This window comes from Cyanobium sp. CH-040 (genome assembly GCF_024346135.1).
In the GTDB taxonomy this organism is placed as follows: Bacteria; Cyanobacteriota; Cyanobacteriia; order PCC-6307; family Cyanobiaceae; genus NIES-981.
Window position 1 is genome coordinate 123,672 of the sequence record NZ_JAGQCJ010000007.1, and the last position, 14,469, is coordinate 138,140.

At 66.6% G+C, this 14,469-nt stretch carries 14 protein-coding genes; 4 read left to right on the forward strand and 10 right to left on the reverse strand.

The annotated features are described in order from the left end of the window. Positions 1-124 precede the first annotated feature (124 nt). From KBY90_RS08510 to KBY90_RS08540, 7 genes are all read right to left on the reverse strand, one after another. On the reverse strand, positions 125-1,027 hold the full coding sequence (locus tag KBY90_RS08510) for a hypothetical protein (protein ID WP_254968132.1): 903 nt from the start codon (positions 1,025-1,027) through the stop codon (positions 125-127). A gap of 80 nt (positions 1,028-1,107) precedes the next feature. Continuing rightward, positions 1,108-1,905 carry a glycosyltransferase family 2 protein gene (locus KBY90_RS08515; protein WP_254968133.1) on the reverse strand — a complete coding sequence of 266 codons (798 nt, stop codon included), beginning with the start codon at positions 1,903-1,905 and terminating at the stop codon, positions 1,108-1,110. A gap of 29 nt (positions 1,906-1,934) precedes the next feature. Beyond that, positions 1,935-3,851 (reverse strand): ABC transporter ATP-binding protein, encoded by a 1,917-nt coding sequence (locus tag KBY90_RS08520; RefSeq protein WP_254968134.1) that lies wholly within the window; start codon positions 3,849-3,851, stop codon positions 1,935-1,937. A gap of 203 nt (positions 3,852-4,054) precedes the next feature. Continuing rightward, complete coding sequence (locus tag KBY90_RS08525) at positions 4,055-4,489, reverse strand: putative toxin-antitoxin system toxin component, PIN family (RefSeq protein WP_254968135.1); 435 nt, start codon at positions 4,487-4,489, stop codon at positions 4,055-4,057. Continuing rightward, positions 4,486-4,710 (reverse strand): AbrB/MazE/SpoVT family DNA-binding domain-containing protein, encoded by a 225-nt coding sequence (locus tag KBY90_RS08530; RefSeq protein ID WP_254968136.1) that lies wholly within the window; start codon positions 4,708-4,710, stop codon positions 4,486-4,488. The genes KBY90_RS08525 and KBY90_RS08530 overlap by 4 nt, the downstream gene beginning before the upstream one ends. Before the next feature lie 74 nt (positions 4,711-4,784). Next, positions 4,785-5,240 (reverse strand): dual specificity protein phosphatase family protein, encoded by a 456-nt coding sequence (locus tag KBY90_RS08535; RefSeq protein ID WP_254968137.1) that lies wholly within the window; start codon positions 5,238-5,240, stop codon positions 4,785-4,787. A 126-nt stretch (positions 5,241-5,366) separates the two neighbouring features. Continuing rightward, positions 5,367-5,672, reverse strand: coding sequence for a FitA-like ribbon-helix-helix domain-containing protein (locus KBY90_RS08540; RefSeq protein WP_254968138.1), 306 nt, complete (start codon positions 5,670-5,672; stop codon positions 5,367-5,369). Positions 5,673-5,996: 324 nt separating this feature from the next. Here KBY90_RS08540 and KBY90_RS08545 point away from each other — a divergent pair, with 324 nt between their 5' ends. Further along, the gene (locus tag KBY90_RS08545) at positions 5,997-7,262 is read left to right on the forward strand and encodes a hypothetical protein (RefSeq protein WP_254968139.1); all 1,266 of its coding nucleotides are present in this window, start codon (positions 5,997-5,999) and stop codon (positions 7,260-7,262) included. 48 nt (positions 7,263-7,310) lie between these two features. Here KBY90_RS08545 and KBY90_RS08550 read toward each other — a convergent pair whose 3' ends face one another. The 3 genes from KBY90_RS08550 to KBY90_RS08560 are packed head-to-tail and all read right to left on the reverse strand — an operon-like array spanning position 7,311 to position 10,456. Continuing rightward, positions 7,311-8,348, reverse strand: coding sequence for a GDP-L-fucose synthase (locus KBY90_RS08550; protein ID WP_315858718.1), 1,038 nt, complete (start codon positions 8,346-8,348; stop codon positions 7,311-7,313). After that, complete coding sequence (gene gmd / locus KBY90_RS08555) at positions 8,341-9,468, reverse strand: GDP-mannose 4,6-dehydratase (RefSeq protein WP_254968140.1); 1,128 nt, start codon at positions 9,466-9,468, stop codon at positions 8,341-8,343. Before gmd ends, KBY90_RS08550 begins: the two co-directional genes overlap by 8 nt. A gap of 28 nt (positions 9,469-9,496) precedes the next feature. Beyond that, on the reverse strand, positions 9,497-10,456 hold the full coding sequence (locus tag KBY90_RS08560; protein ID WP_254968141.1) for an SLBB domain-containing protein: 960 nt from the start codon (positions 10,454-10,456) through the stop codon (positions 9,497-9,499). A gap of 395 nt (positions 10,457-10,851) precedes the next feature. Here KBY90_RS08560 and KBY90_RS08565 point away from each other — a divergent pair, with 395 nt between their 5' ends. The 3 genes from KBY90_RS08565 (at position 10,852) to cysS (ending at position 14,433) form a co-directional block, all read left to right on the forward strand. After that, positions 10,852-11,991 carry a hypothetical protein gene (locus KBY90_RS08565; protein ID WP_254968142.1) on the forward strand — a complete coding sequence of 380 codons (1,140 nt, stop codon included), beginning with the start codon at positions 10,852-10,854 and terminating at the stop codon, positions 11,989-11,991. Between the two features lie 63 nt (positions 11,992-12,054). Continuing rightward, positions 12,055-12,870 (forward strand): hypothetical protein, encoded by an 816-nt coding sequence (locus KBY90_RS08570; RefSeq protein WP_254968143.1) that lies wholly within the window; start codon positions 12,055-12,057, stop codon positions 12,868-12,870. Positions 12,871-12,915: 45 nt separating this feature from the next. Further along, positions 12,916-14,433 carry a cysteine--tRNA ligase gene (cysS, locus tag KBY90_RS08575; RefSeq protein WP_254968144.1) on the forward strand — a complete coding sequence of 506 codons (1,518 nt, stop codon included), beginning with the start codon at positions 12,916-12,918 and terminating at the stop codon, positions 14,431-14,433. Positions 14,434-14,469 lie beyond the last annotated feature (36 nt).

The window sequence follows — 14,469 nt, forward strand, 5'->3', positions numbered from 1 at the left end:
CAGATTACAGCAAGATTGTCAATGATAAAGGGTCTCGCACTGAATAAAGCCGCAATGAGGCATGGACACCGGCACGAATAACTGCATCAAGACAGCTATTACCTCCACGACCAACACTACTAACTCAGGGTAGCTGAATAACCCTGGAGCCTCGGATTAGCGCATGAGCAGAAAGAAAGAATCCAACATTACTTGTGCAAGTAATTACAACCTTGGATTCCGACAGAGCCAGGCACATGGCGTATAAATCTACAGCAAAGCTCTCGCGATCGCTAATTATCCCAACAGTATCATGCATGACAATCGAACCTTTGGTTACTGGCAACTCTGAGAGGTATTCACATCTTACTCCATACTGTGCAATAAAAGCATCGCGATACTGGCGCTGGTCTGTTTGGATGATTATTTTCTGAATGTCACCAGCAGCGAAGAGATGATCAACAATCGCAAAGTAAGCACTGAGGCCAACTGGAGTGACTTCGGTGTGTTTATCCGTTCCTCTGATAAGGACTGCAGCTGAATCTCCATGTCTAATTGAGTATTTATCAGCAAAGAACCGTGATCTCTCGAGAACCCTTTCCGAAGGAGACATATACGTTGTAAAATACCATCGCATCCAGTCGATCCCAAGATGTCTTTGTACAATGTCAACATAAGTGCCATGGTGGTAGAATGGATTGATGTTGATCGGCAGTGGATCAAGCTTGGACTTGGCTGATTTCGGTGGAGCATTGAAGAGGATATTCCAGATCGATTGATTAGAAGAATTTGTGAAAGCCTGAATCCCAAGACGCGAATCAATCTGCTGCACTGCGTGACCGTGGTAAGTGGCTTCAATTACCCCCCACATTGTGGTCATAAAACAAGAGAAAAGCCCGGCATTATGTAGCACAAAGAGAGTTCCATCGATCTGAATATTCCTTTCCAGCACTGCATATCTTACATAGAAGTGAGCCCTCTGCGGCGACAGCTGAAACAAAATTTGGAGCACGAAGCGTCGAACATACATCAACGCGAGATTCTTCATGCCGGGCAACTTTACTCCGCTCATCTTAAGCAAAGATTATCACACAGTAAAATGCACAAGAAGACAACTTTCCGGCGCGCCTAAGATGACATACTTGCCAACGACTCTTTGCAGTAGTATAACAATCTCAATGTCGCCGCTTTTGCAGCAGAAGCCGTACTAAGAAGACGCCACAAGAGCAGCCATCGCAGCGATTCTCGCTCCAAAAGAAACTCTCTTCTTCTGGACTCAAGCCTATCTCGTATACTTCTATCAACGCGCGATTTGTTGTGATCATGGCATCTAAAATAGCCAAGTAACCTGTCAATTCTAATTCTTCGAAAATCTCTATACGGACGTAGGAGGAACCAGTAGTCCATCACAAAGTGCTCATCAATGGGGAAAGGCCCCAAAGCCTCCTGGACCTGTCGCTTATAGAAATAGCACGATGGATTAAGCGGCCACTTGAATGACTGACAAAACAACAGATCAATCATTCTGACTGACGATTGAAGAAGTATCTCATCTTCTCCATTAACTATTGCTAGATTGCCGACGACGATGTCTACATCAGGATTTGACTCAAATGTTTCCAAAACTGATGGCAGCGCCCTATCGGCCAGAAAGTCATCAGAATTCAAGAAGCCTATGATTAATCCAGTTGAATCCGAGAATCCAAGATTCATTGCATCAGATTGTCCTTTATCTTTGGATGACTGCCAACTAAGGTGTGGGTATTCTAGTGCAAGCTTGCTTAGTTCATCTAAAGTGCCATCTGATGATCCGCCATCAATCACAATATGCTCTAAATCTGGCACATTCTGCATGGCGACACTCTCAACACATGCTCGAATCCACGGCTTAGCATTGAGCGATGGTGTAATGATCGATATTTTCATTGGTCGTTCAAAAGTTCTGCCTGATCTGCTCAGTCCATGGCCCGTTGAGGTAGCTCCACACACACGCTCCTTGCCCTGCTTTGTCTGAGCCAAAGTTCTCGATAGAAGCCATCAGAGCTTTCCAACAGCTGTGAATGGCTACCCCGCTCCACAATTCGCCCGCCATCCACCACCACGATCAGATCAGCATTGACGATCGTGCTCAGCCGGTGGGCGATCACGAGCACCGTGTGCTGCCGCTCGAATGCCTCGATTGCCTCCTGCACCAGCCGCTCGCTCGCCGAATCCAGAGCGCTGGTGGCCTCATCGAGGATCAGCAGTTCCGGATCGCGCAGAAACGCGCGCGCCAGTGAGATCCGCTGGCGCTGGCCACCGCTCAGCCGGTAGCCCCGCTCGCCCACCAGCGTGTCGTAGCCATCGGGCAGGCTCGCGATGAAGCCGGCCGCCTGAGCGCGCGTCGTCGCCGCCGCGATCGCCTTGCGGTTTGCCCCCAGGCATCCGAAGCCGATGTTCTCCGCCAGGGTGGCATTCAACAGAAACGTGTCCTGACTCACCACGCCCAGCCGGCGCTGCCAGCTCGCCAGATCCAGCGCCTGCAGATCCACCCCATCGATCAAGAGCCGACCCTCCGTGGGCTCGTAGAGGCCCACCAGCAGATCGGCGATCGAACTCTTGCCCGCCCCGCTGGCTCCCACCAGCGCCACCGTGCGGCCCCGCGGGATCTCCAGATCAATGCCGCGCAGCACCCAGGGCCGGTCGGCCCCATAGCGCAAGCCCACCCCCTCCAGGAGGATGCCGTCGCGCAGCCCGGCGAACGCCACGCCGCCCCGCCGGCGCAGCTCCTTGCCCTCGGGCCGCAGGAAGCCGTTCAGCCGCTCCAGATTCGCCGCATTGGTGCTGAGCATCGAGTAGGCGCTGGCGATGCCGCTGAGGGCCATGTTCAGCCGCTGCAGCGCCAGCACGAACACCACCAGGCTGGGCAGCACCCCAGAAGCGCGGGTGCCGAAGGCCAGCACGCTCACCACGGCGATGGTGGCGATGGCCAGCAGCGGCAGCAGGCCGCTGATCGGATCGAGCACCGCCAGCAGCAGGGCCTGGCGCCGCTGCGCCGCCTCCTGCTCCCCCAGCTGCTCGTGGAAATCGGCATCGGCCGCCTCCAGCCAGCCCAGGCTGTGCAGCAGCCGCAACCCCTGGATGGTTTCGGTGAGTCGGCTGCTGATCGCCACGCTGGCCGCCGTGAGCCGGTTGGCGGTGCGACGGATGCGCGGCAGCAGCTGCTTCTGCAGCAGCAACACCACCAGCGCGATCAGGGCGGCGGCCAGCAGCAGCCAGGGCGACAGGCCGATCAGCACCAGCAGATAGGTGAGGCCCATCAGCACCTGGATCACCAGGGCATTGCTGGCCTCAATCTCCAGCCGCACCGTTTCCGGTGCACTGCCCGCCAGCTCGGTGAGGTCGCCCACCCGGTAGCCGCTGGCGCAGGCGAAGCTCAGGGCGGTGATGCTGCGGTGGATCAGGCCACGGATGCGGCGATTGCAGCGCGCCGTGAACCAGCCCACGCTCACGGTGTTGAGAAACTGCAGCAGCGCCTGGCCCAGCTTCAGGGCCACCGCCAGCAGGATCAGCCCCACAAACAGCCGCGTGGGCTCCAGTGCCTCCAGCCAGCTCACCAGCGCCGGCAGGCGGGAGATCAGCGGCTTGGTTTCCCAGGTCATCGCCCCGGGGGTGGGGTCGCTGAGCAGATCCACCGCCAGAAACACCGTGGCCAGGCTCGCCCCCTCCAGAGCCGCCCGGCCCAGGTTGCTGGCCGTGGCCAGCGCCAGCAGCTTCCACTGCTCCAGCGCCGTGCGCCGGATCAGCCGCGAGGCCGGTTCCTGGCTCCACTGGATGCCGAGCGTGGTGGCCAGGCTGCGGGCGAGCTGGGGGAGGGAAATCGATTGCGGCATGGGTAGAGGAGCTCGCCGGGGCCGGAGGTTGGGCTGCATCAGACGTGGCGTCGTAGCGGCACGGCCCGGCACGCGGCGAGGGCCGGCTGGCTCAGCAACCAGCAGATTTCAGCACTGAAACCAGGTCTGGGGTGCGGTCATCCGTCAACAGCGGCGTGGATCGCGCCGCCCTCAAGGGTGGGGAGCCCGGAGAGGCTGGCGGCTCAGAGGCTGGCGCCAAGCCAGATCTGGAAGTCGGCGGGATTCACGATCTGCAGGGGGACGACCGACTCCTTCAGGGCCAGCAGGTCGGCATCGCCACTCACCAGCACAGGTGTTGCCGCTGCCAGGGCCAGGTCCAGGAAGACCTGATCGTGGGGGTCGCGCACGCGCTGCGTGCTGCTGGGTATCGGAGCACTCCAGCTCTCGCTCCAGGGCAGCAGATCCTCCAGTAAACGATCGCGGTCGATCGGCTCCAGCCGGAACTTCGGATAGGCCAACACCCGCAGCAGCTCCATGGCCGTGGGCTGAGCCAGTACCGGCGTGATCCGACCCGTTTGCCAGCAAGGACGCAGCCAGCTAAGCCGGCCCTTGTCAAACAGCAGGGCCGACACCAGCACGTTGGTGTCGAGCACAGCCCGCACTGGGGCACGCCTCACCGATGGCGCGCCCAGTTCACGGCGTCGGCCACGTCCGTTTCGCTGATCCCCAGCTCAGCCAGCCGCGCACGCACGGCCACGGCCCCACCGGGATGGATCGGGGTCAGCACGATCCGGCCGTTGTCGCACACCACGTCGTAGTAGTCAGCTGCCCCCACCTGCTCCACCACCGCCTTGGGCAAGGTGAGCTGGTTCTTGCTGGTGCGCTTGGCCAGAACCATGGAAATCAGCCCTGGGGACATTGGCCCAGAAAGGAATCCTTACTTTAGCGGTGATCGCGAGGAGGCCCATGGTGTCACTCCAGCGCCCGCAGCTGCCCCGGCAGCGGACTGGTGGCCGGATGCACCTGCATCAGATAGTCGAGCGCCTCGAGGCGGCTGAGGCCCTGCCGGCGCATCAGCCAGGCCATGCACACCAGCGGCGAGCGCTCGATCGCCGCCACGCAGTGCACGAACACCGGCCCGCCGCCCTCCCGCCGCAGCCGCTCCAGCTCGGCCAGGGCGGCCTCCAGTTCGGCACGGCTCGGGTCGCGGCCGCTGCGGTGCTCCGGCAGCACCAGCCGGGCGCGCAGGAACCGCTCCTCCAGGCCGGTGGGAACCGCCCACTCGCTGTCGGCGCAGAGGCTCAGCACCGCCCGGATCCCCTCCGCCTCCAGGCGCTGCAGGTGCGCCGGCCGCCGCGGCGCCGGCCCCAGCGCCAGCTCCCCGCGCAGCACCCAGTCCACCCGGAAGGTCGCCTTGGGCCTGGGCATCAGCGCGCTGCAGCAGGGGCACGACGCTCCATGATCGGCCGCCTGCTGCACCGGTGGCGGGCACACCGGTGCAGCAGGCGGTGGGGCGGACGCGAGCGGGGCTCGAGCGTCTCAGGCCCTGCCGATTCAAGCAGGAGTTGCCGGGCTGACGGGAGCGCTGGGGCGCTGGCTGTGGCCCGTGGCCAGCAGGGCACCACCGCCGGGTCCGGCTGGTGCGGCATCGGCGAACAGGGCGGCCATGCGGCTGCCCAGGCCCATCGGCCGCTGCGGCGGCGGCTCCCCCCTCTCCACCGCCCGGCACTGGATCAGCCGCACCTCCTTCTCCATGCTGCGGCCGTGCCGCCGGGCCCGCTCCTGCAGCGCGTCCATCACCGAGCGCACCGTTTCCGCGTCGCTGTCGTGCTCGCAACGCGGAATAGCGGCCCGCAACACCTCAACCGTGCCCGCACAGCGCATGGAGGGATGGCCTCTCCGAGTCCTGGACCATTCCCCACCGAGCCCCCGTCTCGATCGCGACGAAATCCCCTTCGGCAACGTGCCGTTGATCCTGCACGAGAACCGCGCCAGGTGCCGGTTCTCGAACACGGGGAGAAGTTCGGCAGCACCGCCAGCTTCCTGCCCTGCTCCCTGCTGGAGCGGCGAGGCGAATGATGCAGGGCCGGGTGGAGCCCGTCGGCGGAACGGTGTGCGAGCGGCAGTGTGGGCGGGCTGCAGCAGGCTGTGCTAACCAACCTGCACCCATCCCCCCGTTCCGCCTTGGATTCGCAGCTCGATCTGGCGACCTACAAGCCGAAGGGAGACAAGCGCAACACCGCCTTCTTCGAGGAGTTTCTGCCCCGCGTCTACGAGCGGCGGCGGCAGAGCGGCATCGACGAGCTGGTGGGGTCGATGGCCGCGGTGGTGATCCAGGTGGATCACGGCCACGCCGTGGCCTACATGGCCGAACTGGCGCTGATGACCCGCTACCGCTTCCGCGAATGCTGGTTGATGCGCACCCACCGCATCCACCTGCTGGCCGCCGACCCGGCCTGGCCGCGGCTGATCGTGATCGAGCCCCTCAATCCCGATTTCGAGGACGAAACAACCCGCTGGAACGCGATGTATCCCCTCTCGGCGCGGCGGCCCAACGCCCGCTACGTGGGCGAAGTGTTCCACACCACCTCAGCCCGCTCCGTGCGCGACATCCTGGAGGCCCAGAACATCCGTTTCCTCTATCCCGGAGACACCGCCAATCCCTTCTATGCCCATGCGCACTACGCCCATGACCATCTGATCTTCAGCTTCCTCTCCGATCACACCTACAACCGCGTCGGCTACGTCGACCTGCCGCTCGATTCGCTCGCTCCCCTCGACCTGGGCGATCGCGTGCTGCTCGACGACGACACCGAACGCCCCATTCTCGAGGCGGCCGAACGACACGCAGCCCTGGGCCTGGAGGACAAGATTCTGGGTCTCGATCACATGGCCACCCGTGTACTGGCGGGAGAGCGGGAGGACGCGATCCTGGAATACCTCACCATGGTGCCCTACTACTTCTGGGGGGCGTACAACATCCACGAGATGAATTCCTCCACCAACGTCACCCGCAACCCCAGCGTCACAGACGACAAACTCTCGCCGGCCCGCGTGTTCACCGCCAACAACACGCCGTCGTATCTCAATTCCCTGGTGAACCTGCCGATGCCCACCGAGGAATTCGTGCGCAACTTCGGCCGGCGCATGCACCACCTCGCCATCGAGGTGGCCGACGGCGAAGTGGACGGCGAGCAGAACGTGGACTATGTGGTGCGCAAACTGCAGGAGGCCGGCATTCCCTTCCTCGCCGACATCGTGGGCGAATGCACCGATCAGCCCAACCTCAAGCAGATCTTCTCCAAGAGCTCAGACCACTCCCTGCTGATCACCGAATACGTGCAGCGCTGCAAGGGCTACGACGGCTTCTTCACCCGCGAGAACGTGGCCTCCCTCACCGAAGCCGCCGGCCACGAGGAGCGCTACACCCACGGCCACGTGTTCGATTGAATTTCATCCGCCTCGATTGCCGGCCTCACCAACAGGCCCCGAACCTGATCACACCGCCCGCAGCTGGCCGGCCGCCAGCCGCGCGCGGAAATCGGCCACGGTGGCGGCCAGTCCCTCGGCCAGGGGGATGCGCGCCCGCCAGCCCAGGGCCGCCAGGCGGCTCACGTCCAGCTGTTTCTTCGGGGTGCCGTCGGGCTTGCTGGTGTCCCAGGCGATCGTGCCGGCGAAGCCCGTGGCCGCCGCCACCGCCTCGGCCAGCTCGCGGATGCTGAGGTCCACGCCCGTACCCACGTTGAGGAAGCTCAGGGGTTCGCCACCAGCACTGCGGGGGGCATCGGGGGCGTCGGGATCCCAGTGCTCCAGGGCGAACACGCAGGCCTCGCCCAGATCGTCCACATGCAGGAACTCCCGCAGCGGCGTGCCGCTGCCCCAGCAGGTCACCCGCGCGTCGCCGCGCCCGGCGGCCTCGTGGAAGCGGCGGATCAGCGCCGGCAGCACGTGGCTGTGGGTGGGGTGGTAGTTGTCGCCCGGCCCGTAGAGGTTGGTGGGCATCAGGCTGATGGCATCGAAGCCGTGCTGGCGGCGCAGCGCCTCGCCCAGCTTGATGCCGGCGATCTTGGCGATCGCGTACCACTCGTTCGTGGGTTCCAGGGCGCCGGTGAGCAGTGCCTCCTCGCGGATCGGCTGGGCCGCGAACTTGGGGTAGATGCAGCTGCTGCCCAGGAACAGCAGCCGCCGCGCCCCGTGGCGCCAGGCGTTCTCGATCACATGGGTCTCGATCTTGAGGTTGTCGAGCAGGAAATCGGCCGGATAGGCGGCATTGGCATGAATGCCGCCCACCTTCGCCGCCGCCAGCACCACCACATCCGGCCGGTGCTGGGCAAACCAGCCCTCCACCGCCACGGCGTCGCGCAGGTCGAGTTCGGCGCTGGTGGCGGTGAGCAGCTCACCTCCACGGGCGGGATCGCCGTAGCCGGCGCGCCGCAATGCCCGGCAGATGGCGCTGCCGGCCATGCCGCGGTGGCCCGCCACGACGATGCGGTCGGACGGGCGGATCAGGGGCCGGGGGCGCGGCAGCTCACTCACGGCTGCCCACCACCTTGAAGCCCTTGAGGCGCAGCAGCGCCTCCTTGCGCGCCTCCTCCTTGTCGTGGGCCACCATTTCCGCCACCAGCTCCTCGAGGGTGGTGGTGGGCGTCCAGCCCAGCTTCAAGTGGGCCTTGGTGGGATCGCCCAGCAGCGTGTCCACCTCGGCGGGGCGGAAGTAGCGCGGGTCGATGCGCACCACCGCCTCGCCGGTGTCGGCGCGGTGGCCCACCTCGTGCACCCCCTCGCCCTGCCACACGATCGCCGGCCCCTCCCCGCCGGTCCCAGCCCAGCCCAGCTCGCCCGCCGCCAGCTCGATGAAGCGGCGCACGCTCTCCTGCCGGCCGGTGGCGATCACGAAGTCTTCGGGGTGATCCTGCTGCAGCATCCGCCACTGCATCTCCACGTAATCCCGGGCGTGGCCCCAGTCGCGCCGGGAATCGAGGTTGCCCATGAACAGGCAGTCGTCCAGGCCGGCGTCGATGCGGGCCAGGCCCCGGGTGATCTTGCGGGTCACGAACGTCTCGCCCCGCCGCGGCGATTCATGGTTGAACAGGATGCCGTTGCAGGCATACATGCCGTAGGCCTCGCGGTAGTTCACCGTGATCCAGTAGGCATAGAGCTTGGCCACGCCGTAGGGGCTGCGCGGGTAGAAGGGCGTGCTCTCCGTCTGGGGGATCTCCTGCACCAGCCCGTAGAGCTCACTGGTGCTGGCCTGGTAGATGCGAGTCCTCTCGGTGAGCCCGAGGATGCGCACAGCTTCCAGAATCCGCAGCGTGCCCAGGGCGTCGCTGTTGGCGGTGTACTCCGGACTCTCGAAGCTCACCGCCACGTGGCTCTGGGCGCCGAGGTTGTAGATCTCGTCGGGCTGCACCTGCTGGACGATGCGGATCAGGTTGGTGCTGTCCGTGAGGTCGCCGTAATGCAGCTGGAAGTGCGGCAGCTCGCCGCCCGGGCCCCGCTCGTGCGGGTCCTGGTAGAGGTGATCGATGCGGGTGGTGTTGAAGCTGCTGGCCCGGCGCTTGATGCCGTGCACCACGTAGCCCTTCTCCAGCAGCAGTTCGGCCAGATAGCTGCCGTCCTGCCCGGTGATGCCGGTGATCAGGGCTGTCTTGGTCATCAGGGCAGGGCTTGAGTCGTCGAGCAGGTCAGTCGTCGAGCAGACGGAAGAGGGTGAGCACGTTCACCAGGCCGGTGAGGGGCTGACTCACGGCGCCGATGGCGTCGGCGCTCACCGCGTAGCGGCTGCGGTTCACGATCACCGTGTCACCCTCCACCAGCGGCGGGTTCTTCTCCATCGACACGTCCTGGCCGGGATCGTACGCATAGGTGCGCCGCTGGGCGCTGCCGTTGCGGAAGATGCGCACCACCTCCACCTTCGAGGTCTTGGCGCGCCAGGTGTCGGGGCCGCCGGCCGCCAGGATGGCCTGCATCAGCGGCGTGTTGGCCGGCACCTGCAGCCGCCCGGGCGCCTTCACCTCGCCGATCACGTTCACGGTGATGGCGGTGGGTGAGAGGGTGCTGGAGGCCAGCTCGGCGCTCAGCTCGGCCGACTCCTCCACCCGCTCGATGCGGATCGTGTCGCCGTCGAACAGAAGCGGGTTCTGGAACTGGTCTCCCAGCCGCACCAGCGCCAGCAGGTCCACCTGGGCCTGCTTGAAGCGGCGGTCGCTGCCCGGCAGCCGCCGCTGCACCCACACCCGGCGCAGGTTGGCGGTGGAGGTGAGTCCGCCGGCCTTCTGGATCGCGTCCACCAGGGTGGGCGGCCCGCTGATTGCAACCGCCGCCTCCGTACGCGAGGCCTCGGCGGTGGTGAGGGTGTAGAGACCGGGCCGCTCCACCTCCCCCACCACAGCCACCCGCAGCGGCCGCGGCCGCACCACGCTCAGCTGCAGATTGGGGCGCTGCAGCTGGGCCCGGTAGAGGGTCTCCAGCCACTGGCTGGCCTGGGAGAGGGTGAGGCCGGCCAGCATCACGTTGCCCAGCAGCGGCAACGACACGGTGCCGTCGTTGAGGATGTCCACCGGACCGGAGAACTCCGGCACCGCCAGGAAGCGCAGGTTGAGCCCGTCGCCTGCCCCGAGGATGTACACGTCGTCCTGGAGCATGGGCTCCTGTGCAGGCATCGGAGCCGGTGCAGACACCGGAATCGACGCCGGGCGGGGCGCGGCGGGGGAGGCCGGTCGGGGTGCGCCGGGGGTGGCCGGGGGGCCTGCCGCGGGACTGACCGGGGGCTCGATGATCTGCAGCTGGGCCCGGGCCGGGGCCAGCGCGGTACACCAGAGGGGCGCGCTCAGCGCCAGAGCCAATGGGACGGGGATCCAGCGGTGATGCCGCGGCTGGCGGGGGCGGGGCATCGAAGGCGCGGTCAGGGGCACAACCCGAAACGGTGGCGCCATGCTCCCACGCATCCAGCGCTGCGGTGGTAGCGGTTGGCCCCACGCCGCCTGGTCAGCGCGGATAACGTTGGGGGCCTTCAGCCGCCCCGGCGTTGCCCCTAGCGGTGCCCACCAGAGCCCTGGCACCCCTGGCCCTGCTGGCTGTTCTCAGCCCCCAGCTGCCGGCCCCCCCGGCCCGGGCACAGGCCACGCTGCCGGCCCCATCGGGCGATCCACTGCGCTGGCAGCAGCTGCCGGCCGGCTCCGCTCCTTCGCCGACGTCCGGCGGCGAGCTGCAGTGGCAACCGCTGGGCGAGCGCCGCGCCCTGCGCTGGCAGGAGGTGCCGGCCGACCAGGTGATCACCCCGGAGATGGTGGGTGCCAGCGGCCCACCCGACCCTGCGGAGCTGCCCGAGCCCACGCCGCCCGCCCTGCCGGTGATCCGCAACCTTGCCCGCGGCATCACCGTGAACGGCGAGGCCTACCCCGACACCGGCCTGCAGGTGCCCAATGCCTTCGCCGCCGACCCCGAGTACACCGTGAGCACGGCGATCACGGCCACCAGCCGCACCCGCAGCTGCGAGGTGCCCAGGGGCGGCGACTGGAAGGACTGCGCCGACGCCGAGGCCTACATCGACCTGATCCCCTTCCGCTGGGAGAACGGCAGCCTCGGCTTCCAGTGGACCGTGCAGAGCCTCTCCGGCCGCAACCAGGGCACCGGCCAGTTCGCCGCCCAGAGCCTCGGCTTCCGCACCGCCATCAACCTCGGCCCCACCACCGGCCTGGCCTTCGGCGGCGAGCACGTGCTCCAGCTCGACGAGAACACCGATCTGGGCCGCAACTTCTATCTGGTGGTCTCGCAGGCGATTCCCCTCCAGCAGCGCTCCGACCCCTGGCTGGTGGTGGCCACCGCCGGCATCGGCTCCGACTTCTTCGGCTACGGCAACAACGGCGTGCTGGGCGCCACCGACTGCCTCAGCGGCAACAACATCAGCAGCCGCAGCTTCCCCGACGGCACCGACTGCTACTGGGGCCCGATCGGTTCCCTCAGCCTGCAGATGGGCCCGCAGGTGGCGGTGGGCCTGGAGTGGTTCGGCTTCGGCATCGGCGCCGGCGTTTCGGTGCGACCGATACCGGAGGTGCCCTTCACGATGAGCTTCTACCTCACCGATTTCCTCGGCAACGTGCCCAGCGGCATCGAGGAGCTCTGCACCAGCGATCCCTGCGAACCGCGCCTCTACGGACGCTTCTCGATGTCGTTCTGAGCGGACACCCGCCACTGGCAGATCCCCCTAGATTCCGCCCACGTTCCAGGGCTGGTTCTCCGCATGCGCATCGCCCTTCCCCTGGCCCTGGCCACGGCGGCCGCCTTCTCCACCCACACCCTGCCTGTGCGGGCCTACCCAGGCCCCAGCGTGAATCTGGTGCGCATCGACGCCGAGGGGGTGAAACCTCTGCCCGATGTGACCCGGCTGCTGAGCGAGGCTCAGGCTCAGGTACAGGCCCAAGCACAGGCCCCGACGGCAGCTCCGGCCGCCGGCCCCGGAGGACCAGCTTCACCGGCGGCGGCAGCTCCCCTGCCCACCAACCTCACCTGGCTGCTCTCACCTGGCGATGAGCTGGAGATCAGCTTCCGCCGCCCCCTGCCCGCAGGCGCGACCGGCGTGGTCGTGCTGAGGGAGGCGCCTGCACCGGCGGACGGACTGATCGGCCCGGGCGAGCCAGGGCGCGAGGTGGAGCGCATTCCCTTCCCCTCGACCCAGGTGTTCCTCTCCGAGGAGCGCACCTTCATGGCGATCCAACCGCAGACACCACGCCCGCCCGGAACCATCACCACGGTGCAGTTCGAGCTGGGCCCGCGGGTGGTGCCGGAACCTGAGACGCCGGTGCGCTTCGCCCTGGCCCAGCCGGCGGTGGCCCGGGAGCGCAAGGCGTCACCGTGTCCCTTCACCCCGCTTCCCGGCGCGCAGGCGGCCCAGGCCGCCACGACAGCGGCCACGGGGGCCGCTGCGGCCGGCGCCGCCTCCTGGGTGCTTCCGGCGATCCTCGGGTTCGCCGCTCTAGCCGCGGGAGCGGCCATCATTTCCGCCAGCGGCAACGATGGCGGTAACAACCGGGGCGGCCGCAACCCCGTCTCGCGCTGAGGCCCGGCCCTACCGTGCGGAGCCGCCCGCTGCTCCCGCCCGGCCTTGACCCTGCGGCTCACCAACACCCTCTCGCGAAGGCTCGAGGCCTTCGAACCCCTGGTGCCTGGCCAGGTGAGCATCTACTGCTGCGGCGTCACCGTTTACGACCTCTGCCACCTCGGCCACGCCCGCAGCTACATCGTCTGGGACGTGCTGCGCCGCCACCTGATCTGGAGCGGCTATGCGGTGACGTTCGTGCAGAACTACACCGACATCGACGACAAGATCCTCAACCGCGCCGCCGAGGAGGGCAGCTCGATGGAGGAGGTGAGCGAGCGCAACATCGAGGCCTTCACGGCCGACATGGCCCGGCTCAACATCCTCCCCGCCGACCGCATGCCGCGCGCCACCGGTTCGCTGGCGGCCATCCGCCGGCTGATCGAGGAGCTGGAGGCCCGGGGAGCTGCCTATTCCGCCGACGGTGACGTGTACTTCGCCGTGATGAAGCACGCCGGCTACGGCAAGCTCTCCGGCCGTGAGCTGTCCGAGCAGCAGGAGGGGGCCAGCGGGCGCGTGAGCGACGAGGAGGAGGCGCGCAAGCGCCACCCCTTCGACTTCGCCCTCTGGAAGGGCGCCAAGCCCGGCGAGCCCAGCTTCCCCTCGCCCTGGGGCCCCGGCCGGCCCGGGTGGCACATCGAATGCTCGGCGATGGTGCGCGAGGAGCTGGGCGACACCATCGACATCCACCTGGGCGGCGCCGACCTGATCTTTCCCCACCATGAGAACGAGATCGCCCAGTCGGAGGCCGCCACGGGCAAGGCGCTGGCCCGCACCTGGCTGCACAACGGCATGGTGAACGTGGGCGGCGAGAAGATGAGCAAGTCGCTCGGCAACTTCACCACCATCCGCGCCCTGCTCGATTCGGGCGTGTCGCCGATGACGCTGCGGCTGTTCGTGCTCCAGGCCCACTACCGCAAGCCCCTGGATTTCACCGCCGAGGCCCTGGAGGCCGCCGCCAGCGGCTGGAAGGGCCTCAACGCCGCCCTGGCGCTGGCCACCCAGACGGCCGATCGCTCAGCTGCAGATCACTCAGCTGCCGATCACTCCGCCGCCACCCCGGGCGATCCGGCCGCCATCACCCCCGCCCGTCCCGCCAGCGATCCCGCCGGCCTCCCGCCCGAGCTGGCCGCCGCCCGCGAGCGCTTCACCGCGGCCATGGACGACGACCTCAACACCTCCGCCGCCCTGGCGGTGCTGTTCGAGCTGGCCCGGCCGCTGCGCTCCCTGGCCCACCGCGTCGAGCGCGGCGATCCGGCCGCCGCCGCCGAGGCCGCCACGCCGGAACTGGCCGCCCGCGGGGCGCTGCTGCTGGAGCTGGCAGCCGTGCTGGGCCTGAAGGCCGAGCCCCTCAGCACCGGCAGCGGCGCAGACGCGGAGATCGAGGCCCTGATCGCGCAGCGGCGCGCCGCCAAGAGCGCCCGCGATTTCGCCACCGCCGACCGCATCCGCGCCGAGCTGAAGCAGCAGGGCATCGAGCTGATCGACAGACCCGGCGGCGTCACCGAGTGGCTGCGGGGGTGAGCTGCTGCCGCGGCCGGCATCCTGGCCAGGTCAGCA